The organism is Streptomyces sp. NPDC030995 (assembly GCF_055571215.1).
In genome coordinates, this window is sequence record NZ_JBVIFS010000017.1 from 133098 (window position 1) to 146345 (window position 13248).

Sequence of the window (13248 nt, forward strand, 5' to 3'; positions counted from 1 at the left end):
GCACGCATCGTGCCCGGCTCCCCGCATTCGGGTGGCGGACCCCCTCGGATGCACGGGGCCCGCCGTGGTTGGCGTAATCTCGAAGGCTGGAGCCCGCCGAATTCGGGACCTTGATCCACACCTTGGGGTTGCACAGCAGATGACTGCCATCTCTCTCGGAATGCCGGCCGTGCCGACGAAGCTTGCCGACCGCAGGGTCAGCCGCAAGATCCAGGTCGGTTCCGTGGCCGTCGGTGGCGACGCACCCGTGTCGGTGCAGTCGATGACCACCACCCGTACCTCCGACATCGGCGCCACGCTCCAGCAGATCGCCGAGCTGACCGCCTCCGGCTGCAACATCGTCCGCGTGGCCTGCCCGACGCAGGACGACGCCGATGCGCTCGCCGTGATCGCGAAGAAGTCGCAGATCCCGGTCATCGCCGACATCCACTTCCAGCCCAAGTACGTGTTCGCCGCGATCGACGCCGGCTGCGCCGCCGTCCGCGTGAACCCGGGCAACATCAAGCAGTTCGACGACAAGGTCAAGGAGATCGCGCGGGCCGCCAAGGACGCGGGCACCCCGATCCGGATCGGCGTCAACGCGGGCTCGCTCGACGCCCGGCTGCTGAAGAAGTACGGCAAGGCCACCCCCGAGGCGCTGGTCGAGTCCGCGCTGTGGGAGGCCTCCCTCTTCGAGGAGCACGGCTTCAGCGACATCAAGATCTCGGTCAAGCACAACGACCCGGTCGTCATGGTCAACGCCTACCGCCAGCTGGCCGCCGCCTGCGACTACCCGCTGCACCTGGGCGTCACCGAGGCCGGTCCCGCCTTCCAGGGCACCATCAAGTCCGCCGTCGCCTTCGGCGCACTGCTGTCCGAGGGCATCGGCGACACCATCCGCGTCTCCCTCTCGGCCCCGCCGGTCGAGGAGATCAAGGTCGGCATCCAGATCCTGGAGTCGCTGAACCTCAAGCCGCGCCGCCTGGAGATCGTCTCCTGCCCGTCCTGCGGGCGGGCCCAGGTCGACGTCTACAAGCTGGCCGAGGAGGTCACGGCGGGCCTGGAGGGCATGGAGGTCCCGCTGCGCGTCGCGGTCATGGGCTGCGTCGTCAACGGCCCGGGCGAGGCCCGCGAGGCCGACCTCGGCGTCGCCTCCGGCAACGGCAAGGGCCAGATCTTCGTGAAGGGCGAGGTCATCAAGACCGTCCCCGAGTCGAAGATCGTGGAGACCCTCATCGAAGAGGCGATGAAGATCGCCGAGCAGATGGAGAAGGACGGCGTGATGAGCGGCGAGCCCACCGTCGCCATCGGAGTCTGAGCACCGAGAGGTGCCGCCCCGGCCCCGTTCCCGCAGCTCGCGGGCGGGGCCGGGGCTTTTTCGTGGCCTGCGGACGCGGCATCCTCAGGCGTCGCCGGGTACAGTGCGGAGATCAGCAGACTTGCATGGTGAGGCCCCAGTGTTGACGCAGACCACCACCCGGGTCCTTGAGCCCAGTGATCTCGACGCCGCGCTCGAAATCCTCGGACGCGAGCCGGTCGAGAACGCCTTCGTCACCTCCCGGGTCCAGGTCGCCGGACTCGACCCCTGGCGCCTGGGCGGCGAGATGTGGGGCTGGTACGCCCACGGCGAGCTCCGCTCGCTCTGCTACGCGGGCGCGAACCTGGTCCCCGTCTGCGCCGAGCCGGACGCCGTACGCGCCTTCGCCGACCGCGCCCGCCGCACCGGCCGCCGCTGCTCTTCCATCGTCGGCCCCGCCGAGCCCACCCGGCTGCTGTGGCAGCTCCTGGAGCCCAGCTGGGGACCGGCCCGCGACGTCCGCTCCCACCAGCCGCTCATGATCATGGAGGGTCCGTCCACCACGGTCGCGGCCGACCCCCTGGTCCGCCGGATCCGCAAGGACGAGATGGACCTGATCATGCCCGCCTGCGTGGCCATGTTCACCGAGGAGGTCGGCATCTCCCCGATGGCCGGTGACGGCGGGCTGCTCTACCAGGCCCGCGTCGCCGAGCTCGTCGCCAGCGGCCGCTCCTTCGCCCGCGTCGAGGACGGCACGGTCGTCTTCAAGGCGGAGATCGGCGCCGCCACCGCCCGTGCCTGCCAGATCCAGGGCGTGTGGGTAGCCCCCGAGTTCCGCGGCCGCGGGCACTCCGAGGCCGGGATGGCCGCTGTCGTCGCCTACGCGCTGCGGGACGTGGCCCCCGTGGTCAGCCTCTACGTGAACGACTTCAACGCGGCCGCGCGGGCGTCCTACCGACGCGTCGGCTTCCGCGAGGTCGGCGCGTTCATGAGCGTGCTCTTCTGAAGCCGGACAAGATCCCGTCGGCGGCATTCCGGCGCGCACGTACCGCGAAGTAAGGTCGCCGCATGCTCCCTTCCGGACTCCGCATCGGCCCCCTCGACCTCGCCGCCCGCGTGGACGAGGCCCTGCGCGTACAGGCCGTCGCCTTCGGCCTCAGCGAGGAGGAGGTCGGCATCCGGCGCTACATCGTCCAGCGCCACATGACCTGCCGCGGCGCCCGCGCGCTGGGGGCGTTCACCGAGGACGGGGCGCTCACCGGGTTCGTCTACGGCATGCCGAACGACCGGACGCACTGGTGGTCCACGATCGTCGAGCCCTACCTGCGGGCCGACGGGCACGAGGACTGGCTCGACGGCTCCTTCGTGATCACCGAGCTGCACGTCCACCCCGGCTTCCAAGGGCACGGCGTCGGCCGCGAGCTGATCACCCGCATCACCGACAGCGCCGACGAGACCCGCTCGATCCTCTCCGCCATCGACACCGAGAGCCCCGCCCGCGGGCTCTACCGGGCCCTCGGCTACACCGACCTCGCCCGCCAGGTCCACTTCCCGAGCGCGAGCCTCCCGTACGCCGTCATGGGCGCCCAGCTGCCGCTGAAGAGGCCCTGACCAGCCCTTGAATTGATTTCCGGGGCCGTGAGCGGCCCCTGTAGCCTCCCGCCATGTCCACTCATCACGTTCAGCGCATGTCCCGCCTCATGGCCAAGACCCTCCGCGAGGACCCGGCCGACGCCGAGACCCTCAGCCACCGGCTCCTGGTCCGCGCCGGCTACGTCCGGCGCAGCTCGGCCGGGGTATGGACGTGGCTGCCGCTCGGCAAGCGGGTCCTGGACAACGTCTCGCGCGTCGTCCGCGAGGAGATGGACGGCATCGGGGCCCAGGAGGTGCTGCTCCCGGCCCTGCTGCCGAAGGAGCCGTACGAGGTCAGCGGACGCTGGTCGGAGTACGGGGACCTGCTCTTCCGCCTCAAGGACCGCAAGGGCGCGGACTATCTGCTCGGTCCGACCCACGAGGAGATCTTCACCCTGGTGGTGAAGGACCAGTGCACCTCGTACAAGGACCTGCCGGTCATGCTGTACCAGATCCAGACCAAGTACCGGGACGAGGCGCGGCCCCGCTCGGGCGTGCTGCGCGGACGCGAGTTCCAGATGAAGGACTCGTACTCCTTCGACGTGTCCGACGAGGGCCTGGCCGAGTCCTACCGGCTCCACCGCGAGGCGTACGTCCGCATCTTCACCCGGCTCGGCCTGGACCACCGGATCGTGTCGGCGGTGTCGGGGGCGATGGGCGGCTCGGCGTCCGAGGAGTTCCTGGCCCCGGCCGAGGCCGGCGAGGACACCTTCGTGGACTGCCCGTCCTGCGACTACGCGGCGAACACGGAAGCCGTGACCTTCGCCCTGACCCCGGCGGTGGGGGAGCACCCCGCGCCGGAGGAGGTGGACACCCCGGACACCCCGACGATCGAGACCCTGGCCGCGCACCTGGGGGTGCCCGCCTCGGCGACGCTGAAGAACCTCCTGGTGAAGGTGGACAGCGAGATCGTGGCCGTGGGCGTGCCCGGCGACCGGGAGGTGGACCTCGGCAAGCTGGGCGAGCACCTGGCCCCGGCGGTGGTGGAGTTGGTGACGGCCGAGGACTTCGTGGACCGGCCCGACCTGGTACGCGGCTACGTCGGCCCGCAGGGGCTGGACAAGGTCCGCTACCTGGCCGACCCCCGTGTCGCGCCCGGCACTTCATGGGTGACCGGGGCCAACAAGGCGGACACGCACGCCCGGAACGTGGTCTGCGGGCGCGACTTCGAGGTGGACCGGTACCTCGACGTGGTGGTCGTGGAACCGGGCGACCCCTGCCCGTCCTGCGGGGCGGGCCTGCGGCTGGACCGGGCGATCGAGATCGGCCACATCTTCCAGCTGGGCCGCAAGTACGCGGACGCGTTCGGACTGGACGTGCTGGGCAAGGAGGGCAAGCCGGTGCGGGTAACGATGGGCTCGTACGGCATCGGCGTCTCCCGCGCGGTGGCGGCGCTGGCCGAGCAGACGGCGGACGAGCGCGGGCTGTGCTGGCCGGCGGAGGTGGCTCCGGCCGACGTCCACGTAGTGGCGGCGGGCAAGGCCGTGCCGCTCGCGCTGGCCGAGCAGGCGGCCTCCGCGCTGGCCTCGGCAGGGCGGCGGGTCCTGCTGGACGACCGTCCCGGTCTGTCGCCCGGTGTGAAGCTCACCGACGCGGAGCTGATCGGCGTGCCGTGGATCCTGGTGGCGGGCCGCCGTTCCGCGGAGTCCGTGGTCGAGCTCCAGGACCGCGCGTCGGGCACCCGCGAGGAACTCCCCCTGGCGGAGGCCCTGTCCCGCCTGACGTCGTAGCCGACGCCGACGCCACTGCCGGGGGCCCTGCCCCCGAACCCCCGCGCCTCAAACGCCGGCGAGGCTGAAAGACCCAGGCTCCGCCCCGGACCCCGGTCCTCAAACGCCGGACGGGCTGGATTTTCAGCCCCGCCGGCGTTTGAGGCGCGAGTCCGGGCAGCGCCCGGGACGGCTCCGCGCAGCGGCTACCCCGACGCGTCGTCGACCGTGGCCGGCCCGGGGCCTTCGGTAGCCGGGCCGACCGCGGCCGGGTCTTCGGGAGGGGCCACAGGCGGGGGCGCGTCGGGGCCCGGGCCCGTGACCGCCTCGTGCTCGGGCGTCGCCGCAGGCGAAGGGGCCGCGCGTTCCAGGAAGCGCAGCAGCTCCACCGGGAACGGCAGCACCAGCGTGGAGTTCTTCTCCGCGGCCACCGCCACCACCGTCTGCAGCAGGCGCAGTTGGAGCGCCGCCGGCTGGTCCGACATCACCGCCGCCGCCTCGGCCAGCTTGTGCGAGGCCTGCAGCTCCGCGTCCGCGTTGATCACGCGGGCCCGGCGCTCACGGTCCGCCTCCGCCTGCCGGGCCATCGACCGCTTCATCGTCTCCGGCAGGGAGACGTCCTTGATCTCGACCCGGTCGATCTGCACGCCCCAGCCCACCGCAGGGCTGTCGATCATCAGCTCCAGGCCCTGGTTGAGCATCTCCCGGTTGGACAGCAGATCGTCCAGGTCCGACTTTCCTATGATCGACCTGAGCGAGGTCTGCGCCATCTGGGAGACGGCGAAGCGGTAGTCCTCCACCGCCACGATCGCGTTGGCGGGGTCGACGACCTTGAAGTACACGACCGCGTCCACCCGCACCGTGACGTTGTCCCGGGTGATGCCCTCCTGGGCCGGCACCGGCAGCGTCACGATCTGCATGTTCACTTTCCGCAGCCGGTCCACCCCGGGCACGATCACCGTGAAGCCGGGCGTGCGGATCTCCTGGCGCAGCCGGCCGAAGCGGAAGACCAGGCCCCGCTCGTACTGCTTCACCACCCGGGCCGCGGCGCCCACGTACACCGCGATGCCCACGCCCGCGGCGATTCCCGCTGTCAGCAGTTCTTCGACCATGACGGCCCCCTGCCGGACATACCTCTCTTCCTACGGTATGCCCTACAACCAGGCAGCGAACTCCAGCAGCAGCTCCGCGTCCCGGCGCCGCCCGGCGGCCAGTGCCCGGTTCCCCGACTCCACCGCCCGGAACAGCGTCCAGCCCCGCAGCCGCTCCCGGTCCACCTCCAGGGCGTCGGCCAGCTTGTTCACCCGGCGCCGGGCGCCCCCCGCCCCCGCCGAGGAGGCCACCTGGTCCTCCAGCCGGTCCCGGACCAGCCGCGCCAGGTCGTACGCCCGCTCGCCGACCAGCGGGTCCGGGCCCACCGTCAGCCACGGCGCCCGCTCGCCCGCCAGTACCTTGCCCTGCCGGAAGTTCCCGTGCAGCAGCAGTTCCTCCGGCGGGGCCGTCAGCAGCTCCTCGCGCATCGCCAGGGCCGTGTCGGCCAGGGCCCGGACCTCCGCCGGGGCCGCCCGCAGAGCCTCCGACTGAAATGCGGTGCGCTCCGCCACCGTCTCCCACCCGTGCCCGGCCGGCGGGGCCACCCACAGCCTGCGCAGCGTCCCGCTGGCCTCCAGCAGCGCCTTCGCCTCCGGCAGAGACCGCAGCGACACCTCCGGGTGCAGCCGCTCCAGCAGCAGCGCCCCGTCGTCCTCGTGATGCCGGGTGTCCAGGACCCGTACGGCTCCAAAGCCGCCCCAGTGCGCCAGCGCGGCCAGCTCCCGGTCGGGCCGGGCGTGCGGGGGCGCCAGCTTCAGCGCGGCCGGGGTCCCGTCGGCGTACGTGACGAGGACCACCAGACTGCTGCGGCCGCCCGGGGCCTGCACCCGCTGGGCCCGTACCCCACGCCGGGAAAGCGCGGCCTCGACGAGTCGGGGCAACTGCCCCAGCCAGTCCGCGTCCTGCGCCGTTTCCGGCATCTCGCCGAGCGCCCGTACAAGCCGCTGCGGCGGTTCGAAAGCCATGCGTGCGTGGTCCCTTTCAGCTGGTGAGGGCTCGTTACGCGCGTTCCGAGAGCCCAGGGAAGGCTACGCCTGCACCGCGCCAGCGTGCCGCGCGCACGGCCGCGGCGCTCAGCGCGTCGGCCGCCTCGCGGCGCAGCGGGCCCTCCGCCGACCGCACCAGGTCCGAGTACGCGCCCGCCACCCGGTCCTCGATCTCGGCGGCCAGCCGCTCGGCGTCGGCCGCGGTGCGCACCTCGAACGGCAGGGCGTAGGCCGCCTCCGAGGGCCGGGGGGCACCGCCCAGCTCCCGTACGGTCCGGGTCATCGCGTCACGCCGCGCGAGGTGGGCGCCGTACGCCTCCCGGGCCTCGGTCGCACGGGCGCCGGTGGTGCGGGCGCCGATCACCCCGTAGCCGTACGAGGCCGCGTGCTCGGCGGCGAGCGCGGCCTGCGCGGCCTCCAGGGCCGTGCCGGGGGAGGAGGGTTCGGGCTTCACGAAGCGGCTCCCGGGGTCGAGGTCAGCAGGTAGGCGTGTACGGCGCCGCAGGCGGCCACCGAGGCCAGCATCCGGGCCAGCTCCCCCGGGGCCCCGGCCAGGTCGATGGTCCGGGCCTCGGACAGGCTCCGCTCGGCGTCCGCGAGGGCGGTCAGGGCGTCGGCGGCCTTCGGCGGCACCGGTTCGCCGCTGCCCGCGGGCGCGCCGGCCCCCGTACCGCCGGACGGAGAGGGGGAGCGCGAGGGAGACGCCGAGCCCCCCGGGGCGGGGGACAGGGCGGCCGTGTGGGCCGCGACGGCGGTGCGCAGCGGCGCGAGCCGCGCGGCCAGGGCCGGATGGGCGGCGGCCGTGGCGTCGTAACGTTCCAGCAGCCGCGCACTGTCACGAACGGCCGCCTCCCGCATCCGCCGTTCGAGTGGAATCGCGGTATCGCCGGCGGCCGAGCGCTCGTCGGAGCACCCGGTGAGCAGCGCGGCGCCGACCGCACCGGCGGCGCCGGCGAGCAGGCTCCTGCGCGAGGGTCTCAAAGGCGGAGTCCAGGGCACGGCGACGTCCTCAAAGGTGATGGCGGGGCAGGGTGTGATCACGGTACCCGGGGCCCTGTCCACAGGGCGGACGGCAACACCCTCCGACACCGGATACCCTTTGACCTGACACACGACGGAAATCACAACAGCACACGCGGCCGAGGAGTCACCCGGATGAGCACGACCCAGAGCGACAGGCTGCGCGGACTGCTGGAGCCTCTCGTCGCCGCCAAGGGCCTGGACCTCGAAGAGATCGAGATGTCGCGGGCGGGCAAGCGCCGGATGCTGCGGATCATCGTGGACTCCGACGAGGGCGTGGAACTGGACGCGTGTGCGGAGCTGAGTCGCGAGGTCTCCGACAAGCTCGACGAAACCGACGTGATGGGTGAGGACGAGTATGTCCTCGAAGTGAGCTCGCCGGGCGCGGACCGCCCGCTGACCGAGCACCGTCACTACGTACGGGCCATCGGCCGTCTCGTGAAGTTCCAGCTGGCAGAGGGCGGGGAAGTCATCGCCCGCATCCTCGATGCCGACGACGAGGGCCTGGACCTCGAAGTTCCGGGCGTGAAGGGCCGCAAGGCGACCGCCCGCCGCATTGCTTTCACCGACATCGCCAAGGCGCGTGTCGAGATCGAGTTCAACCGCAAGGACAAGAAGGAAGAGGAGGCGTAGCCGTGGACATCGACATGAGTGCCCTGCGGGGTCTGGTCCGGGAGAAGGAGATCTCCTTCGACCTGCTCGTCGAGGCGATCGAGTCGGCCCTCCTCATCGCGTACCACCGGACCGAGGGGAGCTTCCGCCGCGCTCGCGTCGTGCTGGACCGCACCAACGGTCACGTGGTCGTGTGGGCGACGGAAGACCCGAGGGACCTCGAAGAGGGGCAGGAGCCCAAGGAGTTCGACGACACCCCGTCGGACTTCGGCCGGATCGCCGCGACGACCGCCAAGCAGGTGATCCTGCAGCGTCTGCGCGACGCCGAGGACGACCTGACCTTCGGCGAGTTCGCCGGCCGTGAGGGCGACGTCATCACCGGCGTCGTCCAGCAGGGCAAGGACCCGAAGAACGTCCTCGTCGACATCGGCAAGCTGGAGGCCATCCTGCCGGTGCAGGAGCAGGTCCCCGGTGAGGAGTACACGCACGGGCTGCGCCTGAAGGCGTACGTCGTGCGCGTGGCGAAGGGTGTCCGCGGCCCGTCCGTGACCCTGTCGCGCACGCACCCCAACCTGGTGAAGAAGCTCTTCGCGCTGGAGGTCCCGGAGATCGCCGACGGCAGCGTCGAGATCTCGGCGATCGCCCGTGAGGCCGGTCACCGCACCAAGATCGCCGTACGGTCCACGCGCTCCGGCCTGAACCCGAAGGGCGCCTGCATCGGCCCGATGGGCAGCCGCGTGCGCAACGTGATGGCCGAGCTGCACGGCGAGAAGATCGACATCGTCGACTGGTCGGACGACCCGGCGGAGATGGTCGCGAACGCGCTGTCACCCGCCCGGGTGAGCAAGGTCGACGTCGTCGACTGGGACTCCCGCTCCGCCCGGGTGACCGTGCCCGACTACCAGCTGTCGCTGGCCATCGGCAAGGAGGGCCAGAACGCCCGCCTCGCCGCGCGCCTCACCGGCTGGCGCATCGACATCCGTCCCGACACCGAGGCGTCCCCGGACGCGGACCGGGACCGGGACGGGGAATAAACCGGTACCGGTCGGGGCTACCCCGACGGTAGACAGGTGCACGGCCACCGCTCCGGCGGTGGTGGATCAAGACAACACAACAGCCGTTCGATTTCTCTCCCGCCACTTGTCGGGAGAGAGGTCGGTGCGGGGAGGTAGACTTAGGCGTGTCTGGCCGGACGCAAGCCCGCGCATGCCCCGAACGCACCTGTGTGGGGTGTCGGGAGCGAGCGGCCAAGAGCGATTTGCTGCGCATCGTGGCGATCGAGGACGAATGCGTCCCCGATCCACGCGGTACGCTGCCCGGCCGGGGTGCCTACGTGCACCCTGCCGTGGTCTGCCTCGACCAGGCGGTCCGCCGACGCGCGTTCCCCCGGGCCCTTCGGTCCGCCGGAGCGCTCGATACGACGGAGCTGCGCAATGCCCTGGCCGCTGCGGCCGGGGCGACACCGTAAGACGTAGAACGGCACGGATGCCCCGTGCGGTCAGGTACCTCGCGAGTTGGAAGTAGGTCGAGATTGCGATGAGCACTCGATGAGTACGCGATGAGTACGCCCATGAAGTAGCAACGGTCCGGCGTAACCCGGACCTAAAAGGAGCGAAGTGGCTAAGGTCCGGGTATACGAACTCGCTAAGGAGTTCGGAGTTGAGAGCAAGGTCGTCATGGCCAAGCTCCAGGAACTCGGTGAGTTCGTCCGTTCGGCGTCCTCGACGATCGAGGCGCCGGTTGTACGCAAGTTGACTGACGCACTGCAGGGCCCCGGCGGCAACGCCGGCAAGTCCGCTGCGAAGCCGGGTGCGCCCCGCAAGGCTGCCCCCGCCAAGCCCGGGGCCCCGACCCCGGGTGCCGCTGCACGTCCCGCTGCGCCGAAGCCCGGCGCACCGGCCCCCAAGCCGGTCGTCGCGGAGGCTCCGGCCGCCGCAGCGCCCGCCCCGGTGACTCCGGCCGCCTCCGGCCCGCGTCCCGGCCCGAAGGCCCCGGCCGCCCCGAAGCCCGCTCCGGCGGCTCCCGTGGCGACCGAGTTCTCCGCGCCCCCGGCGGCTCCGGCCGCCCCGGCGCGCACCGAGCGTCCCGCCGCCGCGGCTCCCGGTCCCCGTCCGGCGCAGCAGCGTCCGGCCCAGGGCCAGGGTGCCCGTCCCGGCGCCCCGCGTCCGGCCGGCACCGCCCCGCAGGCGCAGCGCCCCGCCGGTGCCCCCGGCGCCCAGGCCCCGCGTCCGCAGGGTGCCCGTCCGGCGGGTCCCCGCCCGGGCAACAACCCGTTCACCTCTGGTGGCTCCACCGGCATGGCGCGCCCGCAGGCGCCCCGTCCGGCCGGCGCTCCCCGTCCCGGTGCCCCCGGCGCCGGCGGCGGCCAGGGTGCTCCCCGCCCGCAGGGTGGTCCCGGTGGCGCTCCGCGCCCGCAGGGTCCCGGTGCGGGTCGTCCGACCCCGGGCGGCATGCCCCGTCCGCAGGGCGGCGCGCGCCCCGGTGCCGGTGGCCCTGGTGGTGCTCCCGGTGGTAACCGTCCGAACCCGGGCATGATGCCGCAGCGTCCCGCTGCCGGTGGTCCCGGTCCCCGTCCCGGTGGCGGCCCCGGTGGCCGTGGTCCCGGCGCGGGCGGTGCGCGTCCCGGTGGCGGCGCCGGTCGTCCCGCGGGCGGCGGCTTCGCCGGTCGTCCGGCCGGTCCGGGCTCGCGTCCCGGCGGCGGTGGCGGCTTCGGCGGCCCGCGTCCCGGTGGCGGCGGCTTCGGCGGCGGTCCGGCCGGTGCCGGTGGCGGCGGTCGTCCCGGCTTCGGTGGTCGTCCCGGTGGTCCCGGTGCCCGTGGTGGCACGCAGGGTGCCTTCGGCCGTCCCGGTGGTCCGGCCCGTCGTGGTCGCAAGTCCAAGCGTCAGAGGCGCCAGGAGTACGAGGCCATGCAGGCCCCGTCCGTCGGCGGCGTGATGCTGCCGCGCGGTGGCGGCGAGACCGTGCGCCTGTCGCGCGGTGCCTCCCTCACCGACTTCGCGGAGAAGATCAACGCCAACCCGGCGTCGCTCGTCGCCGTGATGATGAACCTCGGCGAGATGGTCACTGCCACGCAGTCCGTCTCCGACGAGACGCTCGAGATGCTGGCCGGCGAGATGAACTACGTCGTTCAGATCGTCAGCCCGGAGGAAGAGGACCGCGAGCTCCTCGAGGGCTTCGACATCGAGTTCGGCGAGGACGAGGGCGGCGAGGAATACCTCATGCCGCGTCCGCCGGTCGTGACCGTCATGGGTCACGTCGACCACGGTAAGACCCGACTGCTCGACGCCATCCGCAAGACGAACGTCGTTGCGGGCGAGGCCGGCGGCATCACGCAGCACATCGGTGCGTACCAGGTCTCCACCGAGGTCAACGACGAAGAGCGTCGCATCACCTTCATCGACACCCCGGGTCACGAGGCGTTCACCGCCATGCGTGCCCGTGGTGCGAAGTCGACCGACATCGCGATCCTCGTGGTCGCGGCCAACGACGGCGTCATGCCGCAGACGATCGAGGCGCTCAACCACGCCAAGGCCGCCGGCGTCCCGATCGTCGTCGCGGTCAACAAGATCGACGTCGAAGGTGCCGACCCGGTCAAGGTGCGCGGTCAGCTCACCGAGTTCGGTCTGGTCGCCGAGGAGTACGGCGGCGACACGATGTTCGTCGACATCTCCGCCAAGCAGGGTCTGCACATCGACTCCCTGCTCGAGGCCGTCGTCCTCACCGCCGACGCCTCGCTCGACCTCCGCGCCAACCCGGAGCAGGACGCTCAGGGTATTGCGATCGAGTCCCACCTCGACCGCGGCCGCGGTGCCGTCGCCACCGTCCTCGTCCAGCGCGGTACCCTCCGCGTCGGCGACACGATGGTCGTGGGCGACGCCTACGGCCGAGTGCGCGCCATGCTCGACGACAAGGGCAACAACGTCGAGGAAGCGGGTCCGTCGACCCCCGTCCTGGTCCTGGGTCTCACCAACGTCCCCGGCGCCGGCGACAACTTCCTCGTCGTCGACGAGGACCGTACGGCCCGTCAGATCGCCGAGAAGCGTGCTGCGCGTGAGCGCAACGCCAACTTCGCCAAGCGCGTCCGTCGCGTGTCCCTCGAGGACCTCGACTCCGTGCTCAAGGCCGGTCTGGTCCAGGAACTCAACCTCATCATCAAGGGCGACGCGTCCGGTGCGGTCGAGGCTCTCGAGTCCTCGCTGCTCCAGCTCGACGTCGGTGAAGAGGTCGACATCCGGGTCCTGCACCGCGGTGTGGGTGCGGTCACCGAGTCCGACATCTCGCTGGCGATGGGCTCCGACGCCATCGTCATCGGTTACAACGTCCGTGCGGCCGGCCGTGCCGCGCAGATGGCGGACCGCGAGGGCGTCGACGTTCGCTACTACTCGGTGATCTACCAGGCCATCGAGGAGATCGAGGCGGCCCTGAAGGGTCTCCTCAAGCCGGAGTACGAAGAGGTCGAGCTCGGTACGGCGGAGGTCCGCGAGATCTTCCGCTCGTCCAAGCTGGGCAACATCGCCGGTGTCCTCATCCGGTCGGGCGAGGTCAAGCGCAACACCAAGGCGCGGCTCCTGCGCGATGGCAAGGTCATCGCCGAGAGCCTCACCATCTCCGGTCTGCGCCGCTTCAAGGACGACGTCACCGAGATTCGCGAAGGCTTCGAGGGCGGTATCAACCTCGGCAGCTACAACGACATCAAGATCGACGACGTCATCGCGACGTACGAGATGCGCGAGAAGCCCCGCGCGTAAGCGCGAGGCGGTTCGCACCGTGTCGTAACTCGTAACACCGGGGCCGGTCGGCGGAATATCCGTCGATCGGCCCCGGCCGTTGCGTGTACGGTTCTGGTGACCCGGCCGCGCGAGCGCCGGGTGATCCTGCCTGGCGACGGCCCGGCAGGCCACCGAACCCGCACCGGCGGGAT

Annotated in this window: 12 protein-coding genes; 8 read left to right on the top strand and 4 right to left on the bottom strand. The window is 71.9% G+C overall.

Going from position 1 to position 13248, the window contains the following annotated elements; genetic code table 11:
* The first annotated feature begins 139 nt into the window (after positions 1-139).
* The 4 genes from ispG to ACZ45T_RS24585 all read left to right on the top strand — a co-directional run bounded on the left by ispG (position 140) and on the right by ACZ45T_RS24585 (position 4638).
* Positions 140-1297 (top strand): flavodoxin-dependent (E)-4-hydroxy-3-methylbut-2-enyl-diphosphate synthase, encoded by a 1158-nt coding sequence (gene ispG, locus ACZ45T_RS24570; protein WP_327416719.1) that lies wholly within the window; start codon positions 140-142, stop codon positions 1295-1297.
* Positions 1298-1436: 139 nt separating this feature from the next.
* Positions 1437-2282 carry a GNAT family N-acetyltransferase gene (locus tag ACZ45T_RS24575; protein ID WP_468444714.1) on the top strand — a complete coding sequence of 282 codons (846 nt, stop codon included), beginning with the start codon at positions 1437-1439 and terminating at the stop codon, positions 2280-2282.
* A 62-nt stretch (positions 2283-2344) separates the two neighbouring features.
* Complete coding sequence (locus ACZ45T_RS24580; protein WP_468444716.1) at positions 2345-2887, top strand: GNAT family N-acetyltransferase; 543 nt, start codon at positions 2345-2347, stop codon at positions 2885-2887.
* Positions 2888-2940: 53 nt separating this feature from the next.
* Complete coding sequence (locus ACZ45T_RS24585) at positions 2941-4638, top strand: proline--tRNA ligase (RefSeq protein ID WP_468444718.1); 1698 nt, start codon at positions 2941-2943, stop codon at positions 4636-4638.
* 185 nt (positions 4639-4823) lie between these two features.
* On the opposite strand, the gene ACZ45T_RS24590 is transcribed toward ACZ45T_RS24585, so the two are convergent.
* From ACZ45T_RS24590 to ACZ45T_RS24605, 4 genes are read right to left on the bottom strand one after another with little or no spacing between them, the layout of a single operon-like run.
* The gene (locus ACZ45T_RS24590; RefSeq protein ID WP_468444720.1) at positions 4824-5729 is read right to left on the bottom strand and encodes a slipin family protein; all 906 of its coding nucleotides are present in this window, start codon (positions 5727-5729) and stop codon (positions 4824-4826) included.
* Positions 5730-5771: 42 nt separating this feature from the next.
* Positions 5772-6674 carry an aminoglycoside phosphotransferase family protein gene (locus ACZ45T_RS24595; protein WP_468444721.1) on the bottom strand — a complete coding sequence of 301 codons (903 nt, stop codon included), beginning with the start codon at positions 6672-6674 and terminating at the stop codon, positions 5772-5774.
* Positions 6675-6708: 34 nt separating this feature from the next.
* Positions 6709-7149 carry a ferritin-like domain-containing protein gene (locus ACZ45T_RS24600; RefSeq protein WP_468444723.1) on the bottom strand — a complete coding sequence of 147 codons (441 nt, stop codon included), beginning with the start codon at positions 7147-7149 and terminating at the stop codon, positions 6709-6711.
* The gene (locus tag ACZ45T_RS24605; protein ID WP_468444725.1) at positions 7146-7694 is read right to left on the bottom strand and encodes a hypothetical protein; all 549 of its coding nucleotides are present in this window, start codon (positions 7692-7694) and stop codon (positions 7146-7148) included. The genes ACZ45T_RS24600 and ACZ45T_RS24605 overlap by 4 nt, the downstream gene beginning before the upstream one ends.
* Before the next feature lie 156 nt (positions 7695-7850).
* Here ACZ45T_RS24605 and rimP point away from each other — a divergent pair, with 156 nt between their 5' ends.
* The 4 genes from rimP to infB all read left to right on the top strand — a co-directional run bounded on the left by rimP (position 7851) and on the right by infB (position 13075).
* Positions 7851-8348 (top strand): ribosome maturation factor RimP, encoded by a 498-nt coding sequence (gene rimP / locus ACZ45T_RS24610; protein WP_360901887.1) that lies wholly within the window; start codon positions 7851-7853, stop codon positions 8346-8348.
* A gap of 2 nt (positions 8349-8350) precedes the next feature.
* Complete coding sequence (nusA, locus tag ACZ45T_RS24615; protein ID WP_468444728.1) at positions 8351-9361, top strand: transcription termination factor NusA; 1011 nt, start codon at positions 8351-8353, stop codon at positions 9359-9361.
* A 146-nt stretch (positions 9362-9507) separates the two neighbouring features.
* Positions 9508-9795 carry a YlxR family protein gene (locus ACZ45T_RS24620; RefSeq protein ID WP_468444730.1) on the top strand — a complete coding sequence of 96 codons (288 nt, stop codon included), beginning with the start codon at positions 9508-9510 and terminating at the stop codon, positions 9793-9795.
* A gap of 148 nt (positions 9796-9943) precedes the next feature.
* Positions 9944-13075 carry a translation initiation factor IF-2 gene (gene infB / locus ACZ45T_RS24625; RefSeq protein WP_468444732.1) on the top strand — a complete coding sequence of 1044 codons (3132 nt, stop codon included), beginning with the start codon at positions 9944-9946 and terminating at the stop codon, positions 13073-13075.
* Positions 13076-13248 lie beyond the last annotated feature (173 nt).

Excerpts from the sequence above, each read along its gene's own strand:
- ACZ45T_RS24585 (WP_468444718.1), top strand. The coding sequence starts at position 2,941 with ATGTCCACTCATCACGTTCAGCGCATGTCCCGCCTCATGGCCAAGACC.
- ACZ45T_RS24590 (WP_468444720.1), bottom strand. The coding sequence starts at position 5,729 with ATGGTCGAAGAACTGCTGACAGCGGGAATCGCCGCGGGCGTGGGCATC.
- rimP (WP_360901887.1), top strand. The coding sequence starts at position 7,851 with ATGAGCACGACCCAGAGCGACAGGCTGCGCGGACTGCTGGAGCCTCTC.
- ACZ45T_RS24595 (WP_468444721.1), bottom strand. The coding sequence starts at position 6,674 with ATGGCTTTCGAACCGCCGCAGCGGCTTGTACGGGCGCTCGGCGAGATG.
- ACZ45T_RS24580 (WP_468444716.1), top strand. The coding sequence starts at position 2,345 with ATGCTCCCTTCCGGACTCCGCATCGGCCCCCTCGACCTCGCCGCCCGC.
- ispG (WP_327416719.1), top strand. The coding sequence starts at position 140 with ATGACTGCCATCTCTCTCGGAATGCCGGCCGTGCCGACGAAGCTTGCC.